Annotated in this window: 18 protein-coding genes; 7 read left to right on the top strand and 11 right to left on the bottom strand. The window is 42.1% G+C overall.

Annotation, left to right across the window (positions count from 1 at the left end):
- Positions 1-64 precede the first annotated feature (64 nt).
- A complete protein-coding gene (locus QUD85_RS11980) occupies positions 65-1,048 on the top strand; it encodes a glycoside hydrolase family 5 protein (protein WP_093326819.1) in 984 nt (327 codons plus the stop codon).
- A gap of 45 nt (positions 1,049-1,093) precedes the next feature.
- On the opposite strand, the gene QUD85_RS11985 is transcribed toward QUD85_RS11980, so the two are convergent.
- The 7 genes from QUD85_RS11985 to QUD85_RS12015 all read right to left on the bottom strand — a co-directional run bounded on the left by QUD85_RS11985 (position 1,094) and on the right by QUD85_RS12015 (position 10,236).
- Positions 1,094-1,321: a hypothetical protein gene (locus QUD85_RS11985; RefSeq protein ID WP_218139565.1), complete on the bottom strand. Its 228-nt coding sequence runs from the start codon at positions 1,319-1,321 to the stop codon at positions 1,094-1,096.
- Between the two features lie 48 nt (positions 1,322-1,369).
- The gene (locus QUD85_RS11990; protein ID WP_286219213.1) at positions 1,370-2,050 is read right to left on the bottom strand and encodes a carboxylesterase family protein; all 681 of its coding nucleotides are present in this window, start codon (positions 2,048-2,050) and stop codon (positions 1,370-1,372) included.
- Position 2,051: 1 nt separating this feature from the next.
- Entirely contained in the window at positions 2,052-3,581 is a 1,530-nt protein-coding gene (locus tag QUD85_RS11995; protein ID WP_093326817.1) for a tryptophan halogenase family protein, read from the bottom strand.
- An 8-nt stretch (positions 3,582-3,589) separates the two neighbouring features.
- The gene (locus tag QUD85_RS12000; RefSeq protein WP_093326815.1) at positions 3,590-4,960 is read right to left on the bottom strand and encodes a tryptophan 7-halogenase; all 1,371 of its coding nucleotides are present in this window, start codon (positions 4,958-4,960) and stop codon (positions 3,590-3,592) included.
- Between the two features lie 2 nt (positions 4,961-4,962).
- Complete coding sequence (locus tag QUD85_RS12005; protein ID WP_093326813.1) at positions 4,963-6,522, bottom strand: tryptophan halogenase family protein; 1,560 nt, start codon at positions 6,520-6,522, stop codon at positions 4,963-4,965.
- Positions 6,523-6,657: 135 nt separating this feature from the next.
- A complete protein-coding gene (locus tag QUD85_RS12010) occupies positions 6,658-9,678 on the bottom strand; it encodes a TonB-dependent receptor (protein WP_093326812.1) in 3,021 nt (1,006 codons plus the stop codon).
- 255 nt (positions 9,679-9,933) lie between these two features.
- On the bottom strand, positions 9,934-10,236 hold the full coding sequence (locus tag QUD85_RS12015; RefSeq protein WP_093326810.1) for a hypothetical protein: 303 nt from the start codon (positions 10,234-10,236) through the stop codon (positions 9,934-9,936).
- 83 nt (positions 10,237-10,319) lie between these two features.
- On the opposite strand from QUD85_RS12015, the gene QUD85_RS12020 reads away from it, so the two are divergent.
- A complete protein-coding gene (locus QUD85_RS12020; RefSeq protein ID WP_093326808.1) occupies positions 10,320-11,162 on the top strand; it encodes an isopenicillin N synthase family dioxygenase in 843 nt (280 codons plus the stop codon).
- Positions 11,163-11,200: 38 nt separating this feature from the next.
- On the opposite strand, the gene QUD85_RS12025 is transcribed toward QUD85_RS12020, so the two are convergent.
- From QUD85_RS12025 to nagX, 3 genes are all read right to left on the bottom strand, one after another.
- Positions 11,201-14,383, bottom strand: a complete 3,183-nt coding sequence (locus QUD85_RS12025; RefSeq protein ID WP_093326805.1) for an efflux RND transporter permease subunit — start codon at positions 14,381-14,383, stop codon at positions 11,201-11,203.
- A gap of 3 nt (positions 14,384-14,386) precedes the next feature.
- Positions 14,387-15,616, bottom strand: a complete 1,230-nt coding sequence (locus QUD85_RS12030) for an efflux RND transporter periplasmic adaptor subunit (protein ID WP_322787090.1) — start codon at positions 15,614-15,616, stop codon at positions 14,387-14,389.
- A 263-nt stretch (positions 15,617-15,879) separates the two neighbouring features.
- Entirely contained in the window at positions 15,880-17,001 is a 1,122-nt protein-coding gene (gene nagX, locus QUD85_RS12035; RefSeq protein WP_093327170.1) for a transmembrane glucosamine N-acetyltransferase NagX, read from the bottom strand.
- Between the two features lie 157 nt (positions 17,002-17,158).
- Here nagX and QUD85_RS12040 point away from each other — a divergent pair, with 157 nt between their 5' ends.
- The gene (locus QUD85_RS12040) at positions 17,159-17,989 is read left to right on the top strand and encodes a CvfB family protein (protein ID WP_093326803.1); all 831 of its coding nucleotides are present in this window, start codon (positions 17,159-17,161) and stop codon (positions 17,987-17,989) included.
- A 96-nt stretch (positions 17,990-18,085) separates the two neighbouring features.
- Complete coding sequence (locus QUD85_RS12045) at positions 18,086-18,511, top strand: hypothetical protein (RefSeq protein ID WP_093326801.1); 426 nt, start codon at positions 18,086-18,088, stop codon at positions 18,509-18,511.
- An 8-nt stretch (positions 18,512-18,519) separates the two neighbouring features.
- Here the strand turns inward: QUD85_RS12045 and tsaD are convergent, their stop codons facing one another.
- A complete protein-coding gene (tsaD, locus tag QUD85_RS12050) occupies positions 18,520-19,545 on the bottom strand; it encodes a tRNA (adenosine(37)-N6)-threonylcarbamoyltransferase complex transferase subunit TsaD (RefSeq protein WP_093326799.1) in 1,026 nt (341 codons plus the stop codon).
- A gap of 214 nt (positions 19,546-19,759) precedes the next feature.
- On the opposite strand from tsaD, the gene rpsU reads away from it, so the two are divergent.
- From rpsU to dnaG, 3 genes are all read left to right on the top strand, one after another.
- Positions 19,760-19,975 carry a 30S ribosomal protein S21 gene (rpsU, locus tag QUD85_RS12055; protein ID WP_074500846.1) on the top strand — a complete coding sequence of 72 codons (216 nt, stop codon included), beginning with the start codon at positions 19,760-19,762 and terminating at the stop codon, positions 19,973-19,975.
- Positions 19,976-20,012: 37 nt separating this feature from the next.
- Positions 20,013-20,459, top strand: a complete 447-nt coding sequence (locus tag QUD85_RS12060; RefSeq protein WP_093326798.1) for a GatB/YqeY domain-containing protein — start codon at positions 20,013-20,015, stop codon at positions 20,457-20,459.
- A gap of 93 nt (positions 20,460-20,552) precedes the next feature.
- On the top strand, positions 20,553-22,328 hold the full coding sequence (gene dnaG, locus QUD85_RS12065) for a DNA primase (RefSeq protein WP_407705076.1): 1,776 nt from the start codon (positions 20,553-20,555) through the stop codon (positions 22,326-22,328).
- Positions 22,329-22,379: the final 51 nt, after the last annotated feature.

Consider the following 22,379-nt stretch of genomic DNA (forward strand, 5'->3'; position numbering starts at 1 on the left):
ATTTGCTAAGACGACATGCGAATCCTGACTCCTAAAATAGACTTATCTATTGTAGGAGGTTTACATGAAGAAAACTGCGCTTATTTTATCTTGCATTATTGCAATACTAGTTCCCTCATTAGCTAAGGACACGCCAACTGGCATTGTCAGTAATCATGGCGCTTTAAGCGTCAAACAAAACACCATCGTTAACAGTCATGGTCAAGTAGCTTCACTTGCTGGCCCTTCATTCTTCTGGAGCAACACCGGTTGGGGACAAGAAAAATTCTATCATCAAGACGTTGTTAAATATTTCGCGACTAAATGGCATGCTGGTATTGTTCGTGCGGCAATAGGCGCTGACCATAATGGTGGTTTAGAAGAAGACTACGACGAAAACCTTGCTCGGGCGAAAACAATAATCGACGCTGCGATAAAGCAGGATATTTACGTTATTGTAGATTTTCACTCGCACCACGCAGAAGATAAAGTTGCACTGGCAAAACGCTTTTTTAGCGACATAGCAACCCAATATGGTAGCTATCCACACGTCATCTATGAAATTTACAATGAACCGCTTAACAACACTGATTGGGAATCAACCATCAAACCCTACTCGCAACAGCTAGTGGAGCATATTAGAGGTATCGATAAAGACAATATTATTATTGTTGGGACACAAACCTGGTCTCAAGATGTCGATAAGGCAGCCCTAAGTCCGCTAGAGGGTAAGAATCTCGCCTATGCCTTGCACTTTTATGCCGGTAGCCATAAAGCATCACTGATAGCGCGCGCGCAAAAGGCCATAGATAACGGCTTACCAATCATAATCTCAGAATGGGGTGCTGTGAATGCAAATGGAGATGGCGGTGTTGACAAAGAATCGGTCAGTTCATGGATGGCGTTTGCCAAAAAGAATCAGTTAATTCATCTATCATGGTCTGTTTCAGATAAAGATGAAGGTGCCTCTATTTTCAAACAGCAAACAAATCCTTCAACGCTATCTGCTGACAGCCTCACTGAAAATGGTCGTTTATTAAAAGGCATTATTTCAACTTGGAATGAATAAAGATAAACGCTTAGAAAAGGTACTCGGCAGCAGAGTACCTTTTTACTACTGAGCTAACTTATGAGTGAGTAGCCAAGAATAGAAATCCTCGCTTTGATAGACCCTAGTCCAAGCATCGTGTCCCATATCTTCATGCACAGTAAAGCGCACATCTTTATGCCCTAACGATTCTAGTGTTGCTAATCCCGGATAAAAATAACGAATATCAATAGCGCGATCTCTGCCAGCTGCAAATGCCCAAACAGGTATCTGATGCTGAGCAATTGGCGCCATTAAATCAGGGTGTCCCCAACCAACAACAGGTGCAATGGCGGCAAATCTTTACGGGTGCTTGCTTGCCATGTACCAGGTGCCAAAGCCACCATAGCTTAAGCCACTTAAATAAGTTCGCTTTGTATCAACACGATACTTTGCCGTTACAGCATCCAATATGCTTAGTAAGTCCCTTTCGCTTTTTTCCCAACCCAGCGGCAACAATGGTGCAACATCATTCATTGATGTAACACTTTGCGCACGCTGTATCGGTTGACTAGTAGCAAAAGCTTTGGGGCGAGCCTCTACCCCTTTTTCTAATCTTTGTGGGATCTCGTCTCTGGTTCTATTGCCAATGTAATCTAACTTTTTATCAAAGTCATACATATGCAATTGCGGTGAAATGATGATAAAGGGTAAGTCTTTCTTTTGTATCCAGGCCTCATATAAAGGGCCATGCTTTAACACGAAATCTAATTCATCTAAGCCATTGCCGCGTTCGCCATTACCATGCAAAAACAATAATACAGGCCATGTTTTATCGCTAGCCTGTTGATATCCTTTTGGTAGATATACAAAGTATTCTCGGGGCTTCTGATCTACGTTTGAAACGTAGCCTTCTCGATTTAAACTCGCATCAGAATCAGCAAAGTTGCAACCTTGTATCACCATAATTAATGCCAACAATAAAGTAGTTTTCATAAACAAGAGGTTTAATTCAAAGTAGACTAACACTTTTTTGTGAGACACTTTACACCATCTCTTTTTTCATGCTTTCGGCTTTGCAGTACTTATCAATGAAATCTTGTTGCTTAGGAATTAGCGTAACCGATTTATCGATAACCGATTTAATATGCATTAAACGGCGTTCTAGTTCCTGTTGCGATAGCACATCCACTAGCGGATGATAGCCCGCAGGCGTTACCCCTTGACCTTGCATCACAGCTAACCACGATGTTTCGTTAAACAGTTCACCGTCTTGTCGGTATATTCGACCATTTGCGCGATATAGGTCCATTTTTTTGGTTAAGTATTCTGGCACCTCCATATGCTTACAATACTGCCAAAATGGCGTATCTTCTCGTTCCGTTGCCTTGTAATGGAGAATTATGAAATCGCGAATCCTTTCCATTTCAACTGTCAATTGACTGTTATAAGCATCAATATCTTCCTGTGCAAAACCCTGGCTAGGAAAGAAGCCCAATAACTTGGCAATTGCCGATTGAATCAAATGCAGACCTGTTGATTCGAGCGGTTCGATAAAGCCCGCTGACAAACCAATCGCCACACAATTTTTGTTCCAGCCTTTCTTGCGAATACCTGTGGTCCAGCGCAAAAAGTTTGGCTCCGCAATCGGCTCACTTTCCATTGATTTGCGTAAAATAGCTACTGCTTCATCGTCACTGACAAATTTGCTTGGATAAACATAGCCATTACCAACACGGTGTTGCAGCGGTATCCGCCAAGTCCAGCCCGCATCACGTGCGGTTGAGATGGTATAAGGTAGAGACTCTTTTGTCGCCATACAAGGCATTGCAACAGCGCGATCGCAAGGCAACCAATGGCTCCAATCTTCGAATCCAGTTTCTAACGCTTGTTCGATTAATAACCCTTTAAAACCTGAGCAATCAATAAATAAATCCGCGTTAAGGTGTTCCCCTTTTTCCGTAACAACAGAATCGATAAATCCATCACTATGGCGAAGCACAACATCGACGATTTTACCTTCTTTACGCACAACGCCCCTTTGCTCAGCGTAGTTTCGCAAAAATTGAGCGTACAGGGTTGCATCAAAATGAAATGCATATGTGATTTGAGACAGCGGCGAGTTTCCCATATTTTGTGGGCGAACAAACCTACCTTGCCTTGCTGCTTGTGATGCAAGTGAATAACTGTCTAAGTTTGGTACTTTGCCTTGCTGATGGGCTTTAAGCCAATAATGATGAAATGGAATAGCATCCATGTCGTTGCCAATGGTTCCAAATGGATGCATATAGCTATGACCTTTGCGCAACCAATCGACGAACTCTATGCCAAGTTTAAACGTACCTTGTGTTTGTTTGATGAATTCATTCTCATCAATATCAAGAATACGATTAAACAGCTGTATTTGTGGAATTGTTGCTTCGCCTACGGAAACAGTACCAATAGCATCTGATTCAATTAACGTAATGTTGCAGTATTGGTCGCCCAATACTTTGGAAAACGCAGCAGCTGTCATCCAGCCTGCTGTACCTCCGCCAACAATGACGATGTTTTTTATACTATTATTTGTAGTCATTACGTGTCCTATTGGTGCTGCTTTAAATATGTCTGTCGATAATCTTGCTTACTTGGAAATGCGTTACTTTGTTGACTAAAAAACTGTGCTAATTGCGACAACTGTCGATCAATTTGTTGCGTTGGCATATGGCTAACAATAGCATCAACACTGTGTTGCTTTATACCCAAATTCATCAACAACGCTATCCACTGTTTGCTTTCAACTTGCCTGCCCTCTATTTCCGGCAATTGTCCGGTATGTGTAAACACTTCCAAATCATAGGTTAGCGCGTCAAGTTCGTGTTGCGACAACACAGATTGCACGTCATTCCAAAGGTAGGCAGGCAAAGCATAAAAAGTATTCATCGTGCTATTGCCCAAGACAGTTTGCGCATTAAACGAAGTAGCTAGTGCTTGAGAGTAACCGTTAAAAATTGGGTATTGCCAAAGGCGATTTAGGTCCCATCGCAGGTTAGTCATGTGCCCAATATGATGATAGCAATTTGCATAGGCAGACAACCCCAGTTTTATACCATCGCTACTCATCACCGTGGTCTCCATATGATGCGACGCATTGGTTTCCTGCCACGTGATTTGTTCGTGTTTAATAACATGGCGGCAAACATAATCAGTAAGCGCATCGATGTTTTCCTCAGACGCCACAATACATACTTCAACGTTGCTGTGACTTGGGCTTATTATGATGTGTCCCAAGGCGTGCTGATAATAGTACGTATCGGGTAGTGATACTTTACTGCGGTCTAATACAACTCTGCGTTGCCGTAACGAGTTAACTTTATCTGTTAAACCACACGCAAAACGCAAATCATGTGGTTGGCTCTGCTTACTAATATTGACGTTTTGTTTGTCCAAACGCTGCGCTAAAAGGTCGCAAAGTTGATTTAGATCGCAATTGAGCTGATATTCAATGGTCGAGGCAACATTTGTAGGGTCTTTGCTCGGGTGGGCGAATTTTTGGTGTTTTGCCAACAGCGCAGATAGACAAAAACTGTCAAAGCTATGCTGCGTTAGGTTGCTCGCAGAAAAATACTGATTGAATGCAAATCCCTCAAAACCAATACCATACTCACTGCTTGCCTGATAAAAATATTGCCCCGTTTGCAGATTTTCAAACCGTTGAGCACTAACAAAATCGGCATCAGCATCTGTTAGCAATAGTGCTTCTGTAACATCAAATTTCGCCAATAAATGTAGCCAATGTTGATCAAGCAATACCACACCATCAACGGTCTCTGTATCGGCAGGTTTTAGGATATTAACCGTTACTTGATTATTTGTTTTATCGACGATAAACAGCGCAGATAGTAACGCTTGTATTAGCCCGTACCCCATTAAATGGGAGTGATTATGCACGTCGATCTCTATTGTATATGGCATAACTAGGCTCTCCTTGCACCATATAAACTAAAGGTTGCAGGTGCTGGGCTTTGTTGGCTAGAGCCAAGAAACTTTTGTAATACTTGGCTGTGCTCATGGGCACCATCAACACAACGTAATACTTGCTCTTTATAGTGCTGCAATAAAGCCTTTCTGTCAGCGTCCGATAGCTGTGTTGTTCTGGTGTCAATTTGATTAGGTCGCACTCTTTGGCCATGATAAACCGCTTGCCAACTTGGCGTTAGAAACAAACCATATTGATACTTTTCGATATAACCTGTCGATTTGTACATCGCCATTTTCTGACCCAATGAATCTGGTAATTGCATATGTTTTACATAACGCCAAAACTCGCTATCTTCTCTCTCTGTTGCGCAATAATGGAGAATAAGAAAGTCTCTTATTCGATCCATTTCCATACCCATAAAGCGATTAAACTCTGTTCTGCATTGATTGATATTCTGCGATTGCGGTAAAAACTCTATGAGCTTCATAATGCTGCTTTGAATCAAGTAAATACTGGTTGATTCAAGCGGTTCTAAAAAGCCACTAGAGAGCCCTACTGCTACAACATTGTTTTTCCATGCACATTTAGTTTTCCCCGCCGTAAATGACAAGCTATTGATATCATTTATTTGCTCGCCGTTTAAATGCTGTTGCAAAGTATCTATGGCCTGTGTTTCGCTAATAAACTTGTCGCAATAAACATAGCCATTACCTTGCCTGTTTTGAAGCGGTATATTCCATTGCCAGCCCGCATCGCGAGCCATCGCTTTGGTATAAGGCAAAACGTTGCTATCAACCGCTTTTGTGGCCACGGCGACAGCACGGTTACAAGGAAGGAATTCACTCCAATCTTCAAAGGCAACACCCAACACTTTTTGCAGTAATATACTGCTAAAGCCGCTGCAGTCGATAAATAAGTCACCTTCAATGACTGCGCCGTTTTCCAGTATTAGTGATTCAATATTGCCAGATAATGCCCTGCGCTTAACATCAACTACTTTTCCTTCAATACGCCTTGCACCATGTTGCTCAGAAAATTGGCGCAAGAACGTGGCATAAAGGCCTGCGTCAATATGGTAAGCATACGAATAGGTAGACGAAATATTGGATAAATCATCGCTAGGAAAAGCGAATTTTTTAGCGTTACAAAGTGCCACAGGAAGCGAAAAGTTATCCAAGTCATGTATGTCAGCAATGCCTTCTGCGAGCCAATACTGATAAAAATCAACCCCATTGTGGCCCTCACCATAGTCGCCAAAAGGGTGAATGTAGGCATCGCCAATTTGAGCCCAATGAGAAAATTCTATGCCTAATTTGAAGGTTGCGTTGGTTGCACGCATAAATGCTTTTTCGTCAATGCCAAGGCGCTGATTAAAAAAACGTAAGTGTGGTAGGGTTGCTTCTCCGACACCGACAGTGCCGATTTGCTCTGATTCAACGAGCGTAACGGTATAATGTGTTTTAGGTAATAGTTTTGATAACGCCGCGGCTGTCATCCATCCCGCAGTGCCACCGCCCATAATCACGATACGGTTAATACTATTGACCTTACTCATTCACTACTCAAAAACCAGGTTGTTATTGTTTACTTGTTACCTTAAAAAGAAAACGCGTTGTTGTAAAAGAAAAATTTGGTGCCCTTTCGGGCACCAAACAGCGTGTAAGTGACTCTCGTCACTTGAGGGAGACTATTAGAAATTACCACGCACCACGATAGAGTAGCGTCTATCGTTGGTAAACCAAGAACGTATCACTCTGTCACCGTCCTCGTTCACCTGCATAGTTGTTTCCGTAATATTGTTGTTCAAGTTTGTCCCTTGGAAACCAATCTTCCAGTTTTCTGTTACATCATAGAAAATAGAAGCATCAAGTTGTCCATTGGCCTCGTTATAAATTGGCAATGTCGTAATAACATCACGTGTAGTTAGCAAGTAGTCACTACGCCAGCTATAAGCAACACGGGCTGATATTCCGTATTTTTCATACATAGCAGCAACATTGAAGTTATCTTGCGACAAGCCTTCTAATGGTAGGTTGTCAAAAGCAAAGTCACCTGCATCTACACTATCGCCCGCATCATCAGACAGACCCTCATTGGGTGAACCTTCTTCGTCTATATAGGTATAGTTAAACTGCATACCTAAACCAGACAATGCACCTGGTAAAAAGTCATAGAATTGCTGATAGGCAAATTCGAAACCTTTAATTGTACCTTCATCACCATTGGTTGCACCGGCAACTTCAACCTGTTGAGTAGCACCATTATTGGTGTAATCACGCACGGTAACGCCATTGATGAAATAGTTTTCTAAACTCTTATGGAATAAGGCTAAGGTTAATGAATCGCCCTCACCGAAGTAGTATTCAAAAGAGATATCAGAATTCATTGATTCCATCGGTTGTAAATACGGGTTACCTGAGGCCGCGGTATAACGGTCATAGGCAGCGCTTACAGGCACCGGTGGATCAACACTGTCGTCATAATCCACTTGTAAATCTTGACCACTGATACTGACGTAGTTACGCAAGTTACCGAGCGCAGGTAATGCAATCGCTTGTGACCAACCAATACGAATTAAGAATTCGTCGGTGATGTTGAACTTGACGTTCAAACTAGGTAACACAGTATCATAAGTACTGGATTCGACCGTATTTTCAGACGCACCATTACCAAAATCTTTTTGGTCTTGTGGTAAGTAGTTTTCAACCTCAGTCGGGTCATTTGGATCATCAGGGCGATCATCTGGGTAGCTAATGAAACCGTATGTGTCGTTTTCTAAACGCACATATCGCGCACCGACGTTTGCGTCGTATTCAAATCCACCAATCTCACCTTCAAAGTTCAAGCGTACATAAAAGGCCGTACTCATTTCATCGGTTTGGTTAATTTCATTTGGTAAGAAGTTACCTTCTGCGCCTGCACGCGCAGCCAAAGGTAACCAACCGCTATCATTTACACTGGCTAAACTGGTCGCAAGATTATTGTAATCTCGTACCATATCCATTGCTGGGAACAACAAATCGTTGCCGCCTTCAATAGCTAGTTGACCTCTAGCTAAGTTGTCAAAACTAACCACATCATAAGGTACTGTGTTTTGGTCGTACCAACGCGGGCCATTTGCCGTCCAACCTTCACTTAAGTTACCCCAGTTGTACGTTGATTGACGTGTTGTTTGTTCTCGAGATGAGTGACGCACACCCACCATAATTGACGTTAACACGCTATCATCTAGCGTATATTCTGTGTCAAAACGAGCTGCTAATTCCTTACCTTCGTTATCTGAGATGTGGTCCATCGCGTAACGCCAGAAGTAAGAAGAAGGGTCTTGTAAATAGGTTGAATCAAATGCATATCCAGGCTGATTGTTAAATGTTGGATCTAGTAAAACTACATCTGCAACACCGCTGCCACTGCGATCTAAACCAACAACCGCTCGAGCAGCACCACCAACTGACACATCAAGGATATCCATATCCGCATCAACTTGTTGCACGTCAAAATTAAATGCCCAATTTTCATTTGGTGTCCATTTAATATTGATACTCGCATCTGAAACTTGAGATTCCTGATCGCGCACACGCGTCAACAATGAGTGCTTCGCACCGTATATACCGCCTGGTGCGTCACCACGCCAGCCCGCATCCGATGTCATAACACCTGATTCAAAGTAGCCTGCACTATCTGTTTCAAATGTAGTGCCTTCGACTGGCAATAAATTAGTCGCCACACTGCCATCATCCGCCCATTCAACTACATTTTCACCCCAAGCCAATGTTGCTTCAGAGCGAATGTATTCACCGGTAACAAGTAGCGTTTTATCAGGACTTTCCCACTGTACTGAGCCACCAAAACCTTCACGTGTTCTATCGTCTAGCTTTTTACTTAAGCGCACAGACTCTGGCACAAATAGGTTTGGATCGCGATCTTGTGCTCGATAACGACCAATTTGGACAGCATCAGATTGCACGTCCATCGTCGCATTTGTGTAATTTACCAAGAAACCAAAACGACCCGCGTCTGTGTCGTAGTTTTCACTAATAAGACCTGAAAAGTTAGGTGACCATTCTTCACGTAAATCGGCATAAGTACCGTCTACAGTAAATGCAACCACACCATCATGATCGTCAAATGGTTTACGCGTGTTAAGGCTGATTGTGCCGGCGATACCGCCTTCAATCATATCAGCCGTTTGGTTTTTAAAGACTTGTACCGAGCCCATCAGCTCCGGCGATACATCTTCAAAACTCAAACCACGACCGGAGTCAGCAGAAAAACTGTCACGGCCATTAAATTCTGTTCTTGCATGAGTCAAACCACGAACTACCGCGCCACCACCTTCAACGCCAAAGTGATCAGGGTCGTTGGCTGCTGCAAATCGCTCAATGGCGACACCTGGTAATCTGGAGATAGCTTCTAGAACGCTTCGATCAGGTAGTGAACCCATATCTTCCGCGGAGATGGCATCCATAACTGTGTCGGCGCCCATTTTCATTTCACGGGCAGTAATAAGGTTACGGCGTTGACCCGTCACTTCAATAACTTCTACATTATTTTCAGCGTTTTCAGCGGCAACATTTTCGGTATCAGGCGACGGCTGAGCTTGTTCTTCTTGTGCAATTGCATTGGCAGAAATACCTAATACTGCGCAGGCAACTAAAGAGTACTTAAAAGCTGTTTTTTTGCTTCGCCCCTTTTTGGTTTGATGTCTCATATAAATCCCTAACTGAATGTTGTAAGCGAGCTTTTAATGCCCGCATTATTTTTTTATTCATGTTGAGATTAGCGAAGGGAATGTAAAGGGTCGTTCAATAAAGGAATTTAGCGTAAATTTGAACGTTCAACTTTCTACAAAACGTTCAAATACAGGTACCAAAAAAACACCAAGCTAATGAATTATATAGGTTTTATAAAAAACAAAAAAGCGCCACAAGAAAATGTAAGCGCTTTCAAAAAATAGTTAAAAAACCTACTTTTTCTCTTGTTTTTGCTTCTCTACAAACGCTTTTGCCTCTTCTTTGTTTTCGCAAATTGCAGGCTGTTTATCATCTCTATAGAAACGAATATCAACACAATCTTGTTCAAATCTGCGCTCTAGTTCAGTTCGTCTAAGCGGTTGATCTTTTGCGTTATCAATTTGTCTTTGCAGTGACTGACAATGCTGAATCTGCTGATGCTGAACATTAACATCTTCGCACGCGTTTTCGTTTGATGAACAGGCAGCTATGGTTGCCACGGTAGCCGCAATAAATAGTGTCTTAGTTATCTTCATTTGGTTAAATCTTTAGTAGAATGCTACATTTAGCTTAATTGTAACTAACAATTAATTCAAAGCCTAGCTTAGGAATTTCCACAATGTTCGTAGACGTCGTCAATTATGAAGATGAAAATGCCGCTGAAAAATTTGTAAAAAGCTTACATAACAGTGGATTTGGTGTTTTAACTCATCACCCGATCAAACAATCATTGGTCAATCGCATATATGAGCAATGGTATGCCTTTTTTCAATCACAAGAAAAAAACGACTTTGCCTTTAGCGTAGAAAAGCAGGACGGTTATTTTGCTCCTGAAATATCTGAAACTGCAAAAGGTCATACTAAAAAAGATATTAAAGAGTATTACCACGTATACCCTTGGGGGAGGATTCCTGATTCACTTAAGGACGATATTCTTGAATATTATGCACTTGCCTCCGAATTAGCCGCAGAGCTGCTAGACTGGGTAGAAAAATATAGCCCACCAGAGATTGCTCAAAAATATTCAGAGCCCTTGTCTAATATGATTAAGGATACCCCTAATACCTTGCTAAGAGTATTGCATTATCCGCCATTAACTGGTGATGAAGAGCCTGGCGCTATTCGCGCAGCCGCTCATGAAGATATTAACTTGTTGACTATTTTACCAGCAGCCAACGAACCTGGATTACAAGTACAACAAAAGGATGATACTTGGGTTGATGTACCAGCAGATTTTGGTACCTTGATCATTAATATCGGCGATATGCTGCAAGAAGCTTCAGGCGGTTATTTTCCATCAACAAGCCACAGGGTGATCAACCCAAGTGGTGAAGAAGCAATGAAGTCTCGTATTTCTTTGCCGTTGTTTTTGCATCCGCGCAGTGAAGTTGTGTTGTCTGAGAGGCACACACAACACAGTTATTTGATGGAACGATTAAAAGAACTCGGCGTTAAACCTTAAAATTTTCCAAAAAAAAGCCACCTTACGGTGGCTTTTTATTATTCATGCGATTTTCGCTGGAATGGTTTAGAAATAAGACCACCATACCACTTAAATCCTTTACCGGTATGATACCAAGTACGTGTGTTCATATGTCTAATATCATCAAATATTAAGTACAGTGATGGTATTAAGATTAATGTAACCGCCGTTGCAAACAAGACACCAAAGCCAAGTGATACAGCCATTGGAATGACCAACTGTGCTTGCAAGCTTGTTTCAAAGAACATGATTGGCACTAAGCCTATAAAGGTCGTTAGTGAGGTCAGCATAATCGCTCTAAAGCGTTTGGTGCCCGCATATTCAACAGCATCAACAAGTCGTATACCCTCTCTTCTTGCATTGTTGACATAATCAACCATGACCAGTGAATCATTCACTACCACCCCAACAACAGCCATAATACCGAAGACCGACATCATGCTCATATCCATACCCATGATGATGTGGCCATAGACTGCACCGACAATACCGAATGGAATAACTGTCATAATCATCATCGGTTGCGAATAAGAACGCAGCGGTATTGCTAACAACGAGAAGATAACCATCAATGAAATGACCAAATTCTTTAATTGTTCATTAGCACTGCGCATTTCTTCTTCTATACGACCCGAAACATTGGTTTTAACCGTTGGGAATTGGCGCAACAATTCTGGAATATAGTTGTCGCGAATGTCGTTAGCTACCTTGAATGGCTCTACTTGTTCAGCATCAACGCTACCCCAAATATTAATGGTTCTATTACCATTTTCACGACGGATACGTGTTACACCTTGCTTCATCGTAATATCTGCTAATTGGCTTAACGGTAATTCAGCGCCATTAGGAGCTTGAATAAGCGTATCTTCAACGTGTCCTACTGAGCTACGCTGCGCTTGTGGATAGCGCACCATCACGCGAATTTCTTCACTATCGCGCAAGATACGTTGCGCTTCTAAGCCATAGAAACTATAAGCGACTTGAGACGCGATATCAGACAATGATAAGCCTAAGCTATATGCCAATGGCTTAAGGGTAAATTGCACTTCCTTCGCACTAGTTTGACGAGAATCTGCAACATCACCGACACCTTTAATTGAGTTCAACTTGGCTTTCAGTGCAGTCGCCGCTGCTACTAATTGTTCGTCATTGGTACTTTCTAGCCTAAATGAGATATCACCATCCTCTCGGCCACCGCCATCTATTGTGTCTTGTACGCGAACAGATTTTACGCCTGGAAGTGATGGTATTGCCGTACGCCAGCGGTCAGACAGTTCAAACGGGTCAATTGGACGGTCATCAGGTTGCACTAGTTTCATCATAATGCGACCTTGGGTACGACCATTCATTTGCACGTGCATGTCTTCCACCATAGGCTTGCCGTACTCATCTACAATCTTCTGCTCTACGTCATTAACGATGTTTTCAACACGTAACAATGTAGCTAACGCATCTTTTTCAGCAGTATCAACATTCATTTCTATGGTAATACGCGGAAAATCATGTGGTATTTTTCCGTTACCAACGTAGCGAACAAGGCCACCTTGGAATAAGCCCACAGTAATAAAGATTACCGCGATGAAAAATGATAGTACTGCCCAACGATGTTTTAAAAACACCTTCAATGATGGGTGATAAACCTTATAAATCAAAAACTGTACACCGCCATCTACTTTACGACGCATGCGATCAGATAACGAATTAGAATCAGCTGGTTTTTCTTTCATTCCAGCTAAATGCGCAGGAAGAATCAACTTCGACTCTACCAGTGAGAACAGTAAACATAAGATAACGACGTAACCAATTGATTTACCAAAGGCACTTTCAGGACCATCGCCTAAGATAAATGGTACAAACACAGCGATTGTTGTTAACACCCCGAAGGTTGCTGGCATTGCAACACGTTTTACACCTCGAATCACGTTATCAACACTATGCCCTTTCGCTTCGGTTTCGGCATGCGCACTTTCTCCCATAACAATGGCGTCATCGACCACGATCCCCAGCACCATAATAAAGGCGAATAAACTCACCAGGTTAATGGTAACATTGGTGAATTCCATAGGCATAAGCATTAACGTACCTAGGAAACACACAGGTAAACCTATCATGACCCAAAACGCTAGTTTAATTCTTAAAAATAGCGCCAGCATCATGAAAACTAAGACCGCACCGCCAAGCATGTTTTCTAACATCATGTCTAAGCGACCTTCCAAATAGAAGGTTAAATCCACCCAAGGGTCAATCATCACACCATCAGGTAATTCAGCTTTCTTTGTTTCGATAAAACGATTAATAACACTGGCAACATCTGTAATACTTTGATTCTCAGCCGCGCCAATAAAGAAGCTTACCGCGTTCTTACCATTAAACTTAGAGTATTGAATACCTTCTTGAAAGCCATCAACAACTGTTGCTACGTCGCCAAGTAATATCTTGGTACCATCAGCGCGCGTAATAACAGGCAGGTTCTCAAATTCATGGCCTCTATAGGCCTGATTTTCAACACGTAGGTTGATGTAACCATTTTCTGCCCGTATTTGACCTGCAGACATGTTGCGAGAAAAACCTCTTACTGCGCTAGCAACTTGTTGGAAGCTCAAGCCATATTCACGCAGCTTATCTTTACTCACTTCAATTGATATTTCATAACCTAAACCGCCGTAAAAATCTGAAACGTTGATCATCGGCAGCTGCTGAATCTCATCATGAATATCGCGGCCTAGCTCTTTTAGATCTCGATAAGACAAGTCACCATACAAACTGACCCAAAGCACTTCTTGGGTAAACTTAATTCGTTCAATTTTGGGGCGTTCCATACCTGCGGGGAAACTCGGAATAGAATCAATTTGAGATTTAACTTCTTCCAAAACGACCTGAGGATCATAACCTTCTTCCACTTGAAACCAACCGTTTGAGTAGTTTCGGTTTGAATAGGTGATAACACGCTTTAAGCCCTGTACGGTTTCAAGCGCTTCTTCCACTTTAATGGTGATCCCTTCTTCCACTTCCTGTGGCGCAGCGCCTGGGTAAGCCGCGCTGTATTCAATCCAGTTAATTTTAAATTGTGGAAACATTTGCTTGTTGATGGTGCCTGCAGTTAGCAATCCACCAACAATAATGAATACCATCAACAAGTTTGCTGCAACGCTATTGCGAGCAAACCACGCAATAATGCCTTTATTGGTATCTATTTTCATGGCTTAGCCCTCGTTGCTCGCGATTTGTGGTTCTTGTTCTTCCTCTACCGCTTCTTTTTCTTCAAGGTCAGTTTTATTGCTAGGTAACGCAAGTTGCATTCCATCAACAGGGAAGTCCAATGCTGAGGTAATAATGCGATCGCCTTGATTTAAACCATGAGACACCACCACTTGTGCGCCATCTTGTCTTAATATAGTAATATCTACATATTGCAATTTAAGCTCTTCGTTTAAGATTGGTACACGAGAATCACTCACTAAATAACGTGGTACTGTAGTCGCTTGCGCTATTTCTTGTCCTTGAATTTTTGCGTTAACGTATGAACCAAAGCGCAATGGTGTTGTGTTTTCATCAATGTTTTCAACAAGACCTAATAGATACGGGTCTGATACTTCAGCAACCAGATAGCTCATGCGACTTTCGCCGTCTATTACACCTTCACTGCGTGCAACATGTGCGTGCCATGTCATTGGTTGGCCAGAAAATTTACCTTCTAATTCAACCTTAGCTGCAATGCCTTGGTCGATAAGAAATTGTAATTGTGAATCTGGTACCGGCAGACGAATTTCTGCAACATCAGTACCAAGCACCTTGCCTAAGCGAGAACCCATGTTTACGAATGCGCCTAAACCAATGTTTCGCATTTCAATCATGGCATCGTATGGCGCCTTAACTTGAGTTCTTTCTAAGTTTCTTTCCGCTCTAAGCACTGCAGCTTGCGCCGCTTTTACACGCGCTATTTCCTGAGCCAATTGTGGTTTACGTAAACTAAGTTCAGTCGGTGAAGCGTTAGTAATGCGTTTCCACTCTTCTTCCGCTACTTTCGCCTGCGCTTTCTCTTGCTCCAAACCGGCTTTAGCTGTTGCTAAGCTTGCTTGCGCTTCAATTAGTGCAGCTTCGTAATCACTTGGGTCAATACGCGCAAGTAATTCACCTTCTTTGACAAAGCCACCACGAACAAAAGCGTCAGACAGTTCAACAATTTGTCCACTTACTTGCGAAATGAGCTCAGTTTCAAACTTAGGTTTAACAACGCCGTATGATTTTACTTCTAACATTAACGGCGAGACTTCTACTTCCTGTACAGCGACAATAGGAGTGTTATCAACCTTCTCTTTTTCTGCAGGAGGCTGCTTCATGCCGCTAAACATGCCCATGAATACCACGCCGATGATAAGAATTAAGATAGGTAACAGTTTTTGTAAGATACGACCTTTTTTAGATTCAGCCACTTTTCAATCCTCGAAAATATTGCAATTACGATTGCTTTGCCACATAGACTACCTATTTAGATGCAACAAAACTTAACAAAGTTGTAAACAGGTATTACAAAATTCGCGCCTAAATCACGAAAACACGGAAATAAAATGCAAATAAAAAGAAAAAAGCTAATTAAAACAATACATTAAAAGTTTTAATTGGCTTTAAATTGTTACAATATTTTTTACAATTACAATAATGTAAATTTAGCTGAATTAGTCAATTACACCAATTTTTATACTTTTATAAAAATTTTGTGTCTAAATAACCAATACAATATTAACCACTGTACGGCGACCATAAAGAGGATAGTAAACAGCGCATGATACGCTGTTGGAAACGCCTGTATTACACCGCCAAATAAGCTTTGCGTTGTATACTGCCAGTTCACTAATGCACTAGCGAGGTAAATGATAATTGAGTTGACACCAATAATGGCGAAAAACTGCCCCCAGCGATTTATACCCAGCACATCTATAACACCATAAAATAGCGCTAGTAATAATATGCTGTAGCCAATGGTTAGTATCGCAAATGAAGATGTCCATAGCGTTTTGTTTATCGGCAATACGTTATGCCAAAGATAAGCAATTGCGATACATGCGACACCCGCGCCAACGAGGATACGAAGTAGCTTATTAGGGTTGTCCTGATATGCTTTAAGCCATCTACCGACAAACACACCAGCAACCGCGTTAACGATAGAGCCTAAATTGGATAAAATACCTTCTGGATCTAATGGCGCATTTTGATAAGTAATACCTGGCAACAAGTGTTGATCAAACCACACATTCAAGGCACCCGTTGCAGTGTAGTCGCCGCCGCCATAACCACCAATTGAAACCCAAGCTTGCAGTGCCCAATAACCTAACAGTAAACCTATAGTAACGGCGTATTGTGTTCGCACAGTGGTATACCAAACCAATAATGCCGCCAAATACCAAGCAATAGCAATTCGCCCTAAAACACTTGCATAGCGGATAGCGTCAAAGTCTGCAGGAATCCCACCGCCCCAGCCATGGTTGTACAGCACACCAAAAAACATCAGCAGGAGAAATCGCTTTACACCATGTATTTTTATTTGCCTAGCCTTTTCAGTTGGTAACTGACTTAGCGGTTTGGCGGCAATACCAAGGCTCACACCTGATAAAAAGATAAACAGCGGAAAGATAAGATCATAGGCAGTAAATCCATGCCACTGGCTGTGTAGCATTTGTCCCGCCAAAGATTGAAAAAAAGCAAAACCCGTAATGGTGAAAAGCGCAGCGAATATCCCTTCTAGGCCCAGAATCCAAATCATGTCGAAGCCACGCAAGGCATCAATCGATAGTATTCGTTTTTTTTGTTGTTGTGACATAGCAACCCCGTTATTAATGACAACGCTGTCAAAAGCTAATTGTATAGTAGCCAAAAAATCAGAATAATCACAGCACTTGTTTAAAACCCTCAGACAAACATCGCGATTTCGTGCTATTTAAAGTAAAATACAGAAAAATCATTCGTCGATGCCCACCATGTTAAAAATCGGTCAATACAACACCTTAGCAATAGTTAATGAAACACCTCAAGGGTTATACCTTGACGGCCTTGATCACGGAGAAATTATTCTTCCACACAAAGAAGTACCTGCAGATACTCAAAACGAAGTGTCCGTGTTTGTATACAAAGATGCTGCCGATAGATTAGTAGCAACAACAGCAAACGCTAAAGCAGTGGTAGATGATTTTGCTTGTTTAAAATGTATCGCTGTTAATAAGATGGGCGCGTTTCTTGATTGGGGTTTAAAAAAAGAACTATTGGTGCCTTACAACCTACAACATACTCGTATGGAAGTGGGTAAGCACTATATGGTAAAGGTGTTACTCGACGAACGAACTGAGCGCATTGTTGCCTCTAGCAAGCTAGACAAATATTTGCACATTTGGGCGCCTAACTATAGTCCATTTGAACAAGTTGACCTGACGGTCGCTGCTAAAACGGATCTAGGTTTTAAGGTAATCGTCAATAATGAACACTGGGGGCTGTTGTTTTTTTCTGATGTGTTTAAACCACTAAAAACCGGCCAGCAATTAAAGGGCTTTATAAAAGAGCAACGTGACGACGGCAGATTAACCATAACGCTGACGCGCCCCGGTAGAGGAAAAGTTATCGACTTTACTGATACGCTGTTAAAACATTTAGAAGAAAATGGTGGTCAATCACCACTACACGACAAAAGCTCGCCTGCACTGATTCAAAAAGTACTCGGTGTTAGTAAAAAAACATTCAAAGCAACAGTCGGGAACCTTCTTAAAAAAGGTAAAATCGAGTTAATTGACCATGGCATAAGGCTTAAGAAGCGTTAACTCTCGTTGTTCTCATTGTTTAATTTTCTTGTTAAATATTAACTATTTAACTATATTGGTGGTAGCAGTATAGTTAATAATAATAAGGAGATTGAAATGAAGAAAATAGTTGCCCTAGTCATCACTGCGCTGCTAAGTGCGTGTGCAAGTGAACCCTACGCCATCATAGACGGCTCAAAAAGTAATCCCGCAGATGATCAAAATGTTGATGTCTATATAACAGGTATAGACGGACAACGATATTTTGACGATAGAAAGTGGGATACACTAACACCCGGTCATCATGATATCCAATTTACCTCAAGTAAAGCCGATAAAAATGGAAACTACCGCTACACGTCTGTACCGCTTGTGCTCAAGCCATGTGTGCGCTATTCAGTGTCAGCACAACACGCAAGTGCCCTGCGCTATGACAATAAAGAGTGGAAAATTGTCATCGAAGAAAAACCAATTAAAAGCTGTGAATCGCTAATAAAGGAAACGCCGCAAAACGCTGATGTTGAGCAAACAACAGCGCCTTAAAAGTAGGGTTACTTCGTTGTTTTAATCGACGGCAAGGTATCTATTGGCCAGCGTGGTGTCGCCTTAAAGGTAAGATCCGCGCTTGTGCCAGCTTTTAATCTTTGCATCCCCGCAAATGCAATCATCGCGCCATTGTCGGTGCAAAACTCTGGTCTTGGGTAATACACTGTACCACCTAATTTTTGCGTGATTGTTGCTAACTTTTCTCGTAATGCAGTATTAGCACTTACGCCGCCTGCTATAACTAATCGATTGAGCTGACAATGTTCTAATGCTCTGCGACATTTTATTGCCAAGGTATCAACAACCGCTTCTTGGAAGGCATAAGCGATATCAGCAAACGTCTGCTCGTCTTGTTCATTGTCACGTATAGTATTAGCGGCAAACGTTTTAAGGCCAGAAAAACTAAAATCAAGACCCGGACGGTCGGTCATAGGGCGAGGGAATTTAAAGCGACCAGGGGTTCCATTTTCTGCCATTTTCGCTAGTACAGGACCACCTGGATAGTCTAAACCAAGCAGTTTAGCGGTTTTATCAAATGCTTCTCCGGCAGCGTCGTCAACAGATTCTCCTAACATTTGATATTCGCCGATATCGTCTACACGCACCATCATGGTGTGGCCACCCGATACTAACAAAGCGACAAATGGAAATTCAGGTACATCTTCTTCTAACATGGGTGCAAGCAAATGTCCTTCCATATGATGCACTGGCACAGCAGGTAATCCCCAACCATAAGCCAAACTGCGGCCGATAGAACAACCGACAAGTAATGCACCAACAAGCCCAGGGCCTGCGGTATATGCAACCCCATCTAAATCAGCAGGGGTTAAGTTGGCATCAGCTAACACTTCTTTTACCAGCGGGATTGTTTTTCGCACATGATCGCGAGAGGCAAGTTCAGGTACAACGCCACCATAATCGGCGTGCACAGCGATTTGGCTATATAAACGGTGCGCCATTATGCCTTGCTCTTCGTCATATATAGCAATACCGGTTTCGTCACATGAGGTTTCAATACCCAAAATTCGCATGAAAAGCCCTGAAAATAAGAATCTTTGATTAAAAACGGGGCGATTTTACACGGGTTAGACTAAATTCTCTAGAAAATTTAAAATATAGCTTTACAAATAGACATGCTCGGCATTAGAATACCGCACCATTTTTAACCAGTGAGCGGGTGAAAGCGAGGCCAAAGGCCGAAGTAACTAGCCGACTTATATAGATTTCAACTAAGGTAAAAGGCACATGCCAGTAATTAAAGTTAGAGAAAACGAACCATTTGACGTAGCACTACGTCGTTTCAAACGTTCTTGCGAAAAAGCAGGAATCTTATCAGAAGTTCGCCGTCGCGAATCATACGAAAAACCAACTTGGGAGCGTAAGCGCAAGAAAGCTGCTGCTGTTAAACGCGCTGCTAAGAAACTTTCTCGTGAGAACGCACGTCGCGTTCGCATGTACTAAGAATACCTTAGTTAAATATTCTATTTGAGTAAGTAGCATGAGCCTACTAGAACAACTCAAAGACGAAATGAAAAACGCCATGCGTGCTAAAGACAAAATCCGTCTTGGCGCTATTCGCATGGCGTTGTCAGCTGTAAAGCAAGCTGAAATCGACAACAAAGTCGAAACAACTGACGACTCTATCATCGCCGTGCTTACCAAAATGGTAAAACAGCGTAAAGAATCTATCGCCATGTTCACTGATGGCGGTAGAGAAGATATGGCTGCTCAAGAAGCAGAAGAAGTCAAAGCGTTGGAATTCTTTTTACCTCAACCGTTATCAAATGAAGAAGTAGAAGCCCTCATTGCTCAAGCAATTGCCTCTACCGGTGCTTCAAGTATGGCAGACATGGGTAAAGTAATGGGTTTATTAAAACCGCAACTGCAAGGCCGCGCAGATTTAGGCCAAGCAAGTGGTAAAGTAAGAAGCGCATTAAACAGCTAACACACACTAGCTATCGAATCCTATAAAACCGCGTTTATCGCGGTTTTATTTTCTCTGCATTCATGCCAAGATAACACTACTCGAAATAACAACATGCGAACAATGCCTGGCTTAATTCCGCGACACTTTATAGACGATTTACTTGCGCGAGCGGATATCGTAGAAATCATAGATGCCAGAGTACCGCTAAAAAAGGCGGGCAAAAACTATCAAGCATGTTGTCCTTTTCATACGGAAAAAACACCGTCTTTTAGCGTAAGCCAAGACAAACAATTTTATCATTGTTTCGGCTGTGGTGAGCATGGCAATGCGATTTCATTTATCATGGAATTTGATCGCTTAGAATTCCCAGATGCCGTCGAAGAATTGGCGTCATTTTACGGGATGGAAGTACCGCGCGAAGAACGCAATCAAACACCGGCTCAAATCGCACAACATCACCAACAACAACAGCAAAAACAAGACGATTTTGCTCTAATGCAAGAAATATCGCGTTTTTACCAACTGCAGTTAAGACAAGCAAGCGACAAAGCTACTGCCATTGACTATTTAAAAGGTCGAGGACTGTCAGGTGAAATCGTCAAAGCATTTGGTATTGGGTATATCAGCGATGCTTGGGATGGCATGATGAATCAATTCGCTACGACTCAGAGTTTATCAAAACAGCTTGTCGATCTGGGTATGGCAATAGAAAGTGATAAAGGCGGAAAGCCCTACGATCGTTTTCGCGGCCGGATTATGTTTCCAATTCATGACAGACGTGGTCGCGTTATAGGCTTTGGTGGCCGCGTGTTAGGTGACGGTACACCAAAATATTTAAACTCGCCTGAAACGCGGATTTATCACAAAGGGCAAGAGCTTTACGGTTTGTTTGAAGCTAAAAAAACAAACAAGCAATTAGAGCAACTGATCATTGTTGAAGGCTATATGGACGTAGTAGCACTTGCCCAACATGGTGTTACAAATGCGGTTGCATCGCTTGGTACATCGACAACGTTTGAACAGTTACAACTGCTTTTTAGAACGGTAAAAGAGGTGGTTTGTTGCTACGACGGTGACCGAGCAGGTCGCGAAGCAGCGTGGCGCGCCATGGAAAATGCATTGCCTTTAATACGAGATGGTATTTCATTAAAATTCGTCTTTGTGCCCGACGGAGAAGATCCTGATTCATTGGTGCGAAGCAAGGGAAAAGCCGCTTTTGAAGAAATCATTGCTCAAGCACAGCCACTTTCTGCCTTCTTGTTTGAACAATTGCTCACACAAGTGGATACAAATACATTAGAAGGCAAAGCGGCTCTCGTTGATAAGTTTCAACCGCTATTGAAAAAGCTTCCTGAAAGCGTACTAAAAGAAGCCATTATCAATGAGCTTGCCAACAACTTTGGTACTGGCAGTGAGCAAATTGCCAACAAGTTAAGTCAAAGCACTACCTTTGAAAGCAAAGTAGCTCAACAAAACAAATCAAGCAAAGGTACACCGGTGCGCCGAGCAATAGCCCTATTGCTAGAGTTTCCACAAATCACTTCGAGTTTTGACGACCTTAACGCGTTGACGCATATTGCAATGCCGGGATTACCATTGCTGATTGAAGTATTTGGCCTGTGCAAACAAAACCCTAATGGCAACAGCGCGCAATTTATTGAACATTTTAGGGGACGCCCGGAAGCCAACCAATTAGCCAAAGTGGCGACATGGGAGCATCACGTTACTGAAGGTGCTGCTGAACAAGAATTTATCGACACGATAGATAAAATTTTTGATCTGTATTTAGAGCAAAGATATGAAACTTTAAAGCAAAAAATACAGTCCAAAGACATAAGCCAAGACGAATACCAAGAATTCATTGAATTGGCGAGCAATAAACACTAACCAAGCACAAACGTAATCTATAAATTTTTTTACGATAAATTACCCTTTGAT

Source organism: Thalassotalea agarivorans (genome assembly GCF_030295955.1).
Classification (GTDB): domain Bacteria; phylum Pseudomonadota; class Gammaproteobacteria; order Enterobacterales; family Alteromonadaceae; genus Thalassotalea_D; species Thalassotalea_D agarivorans.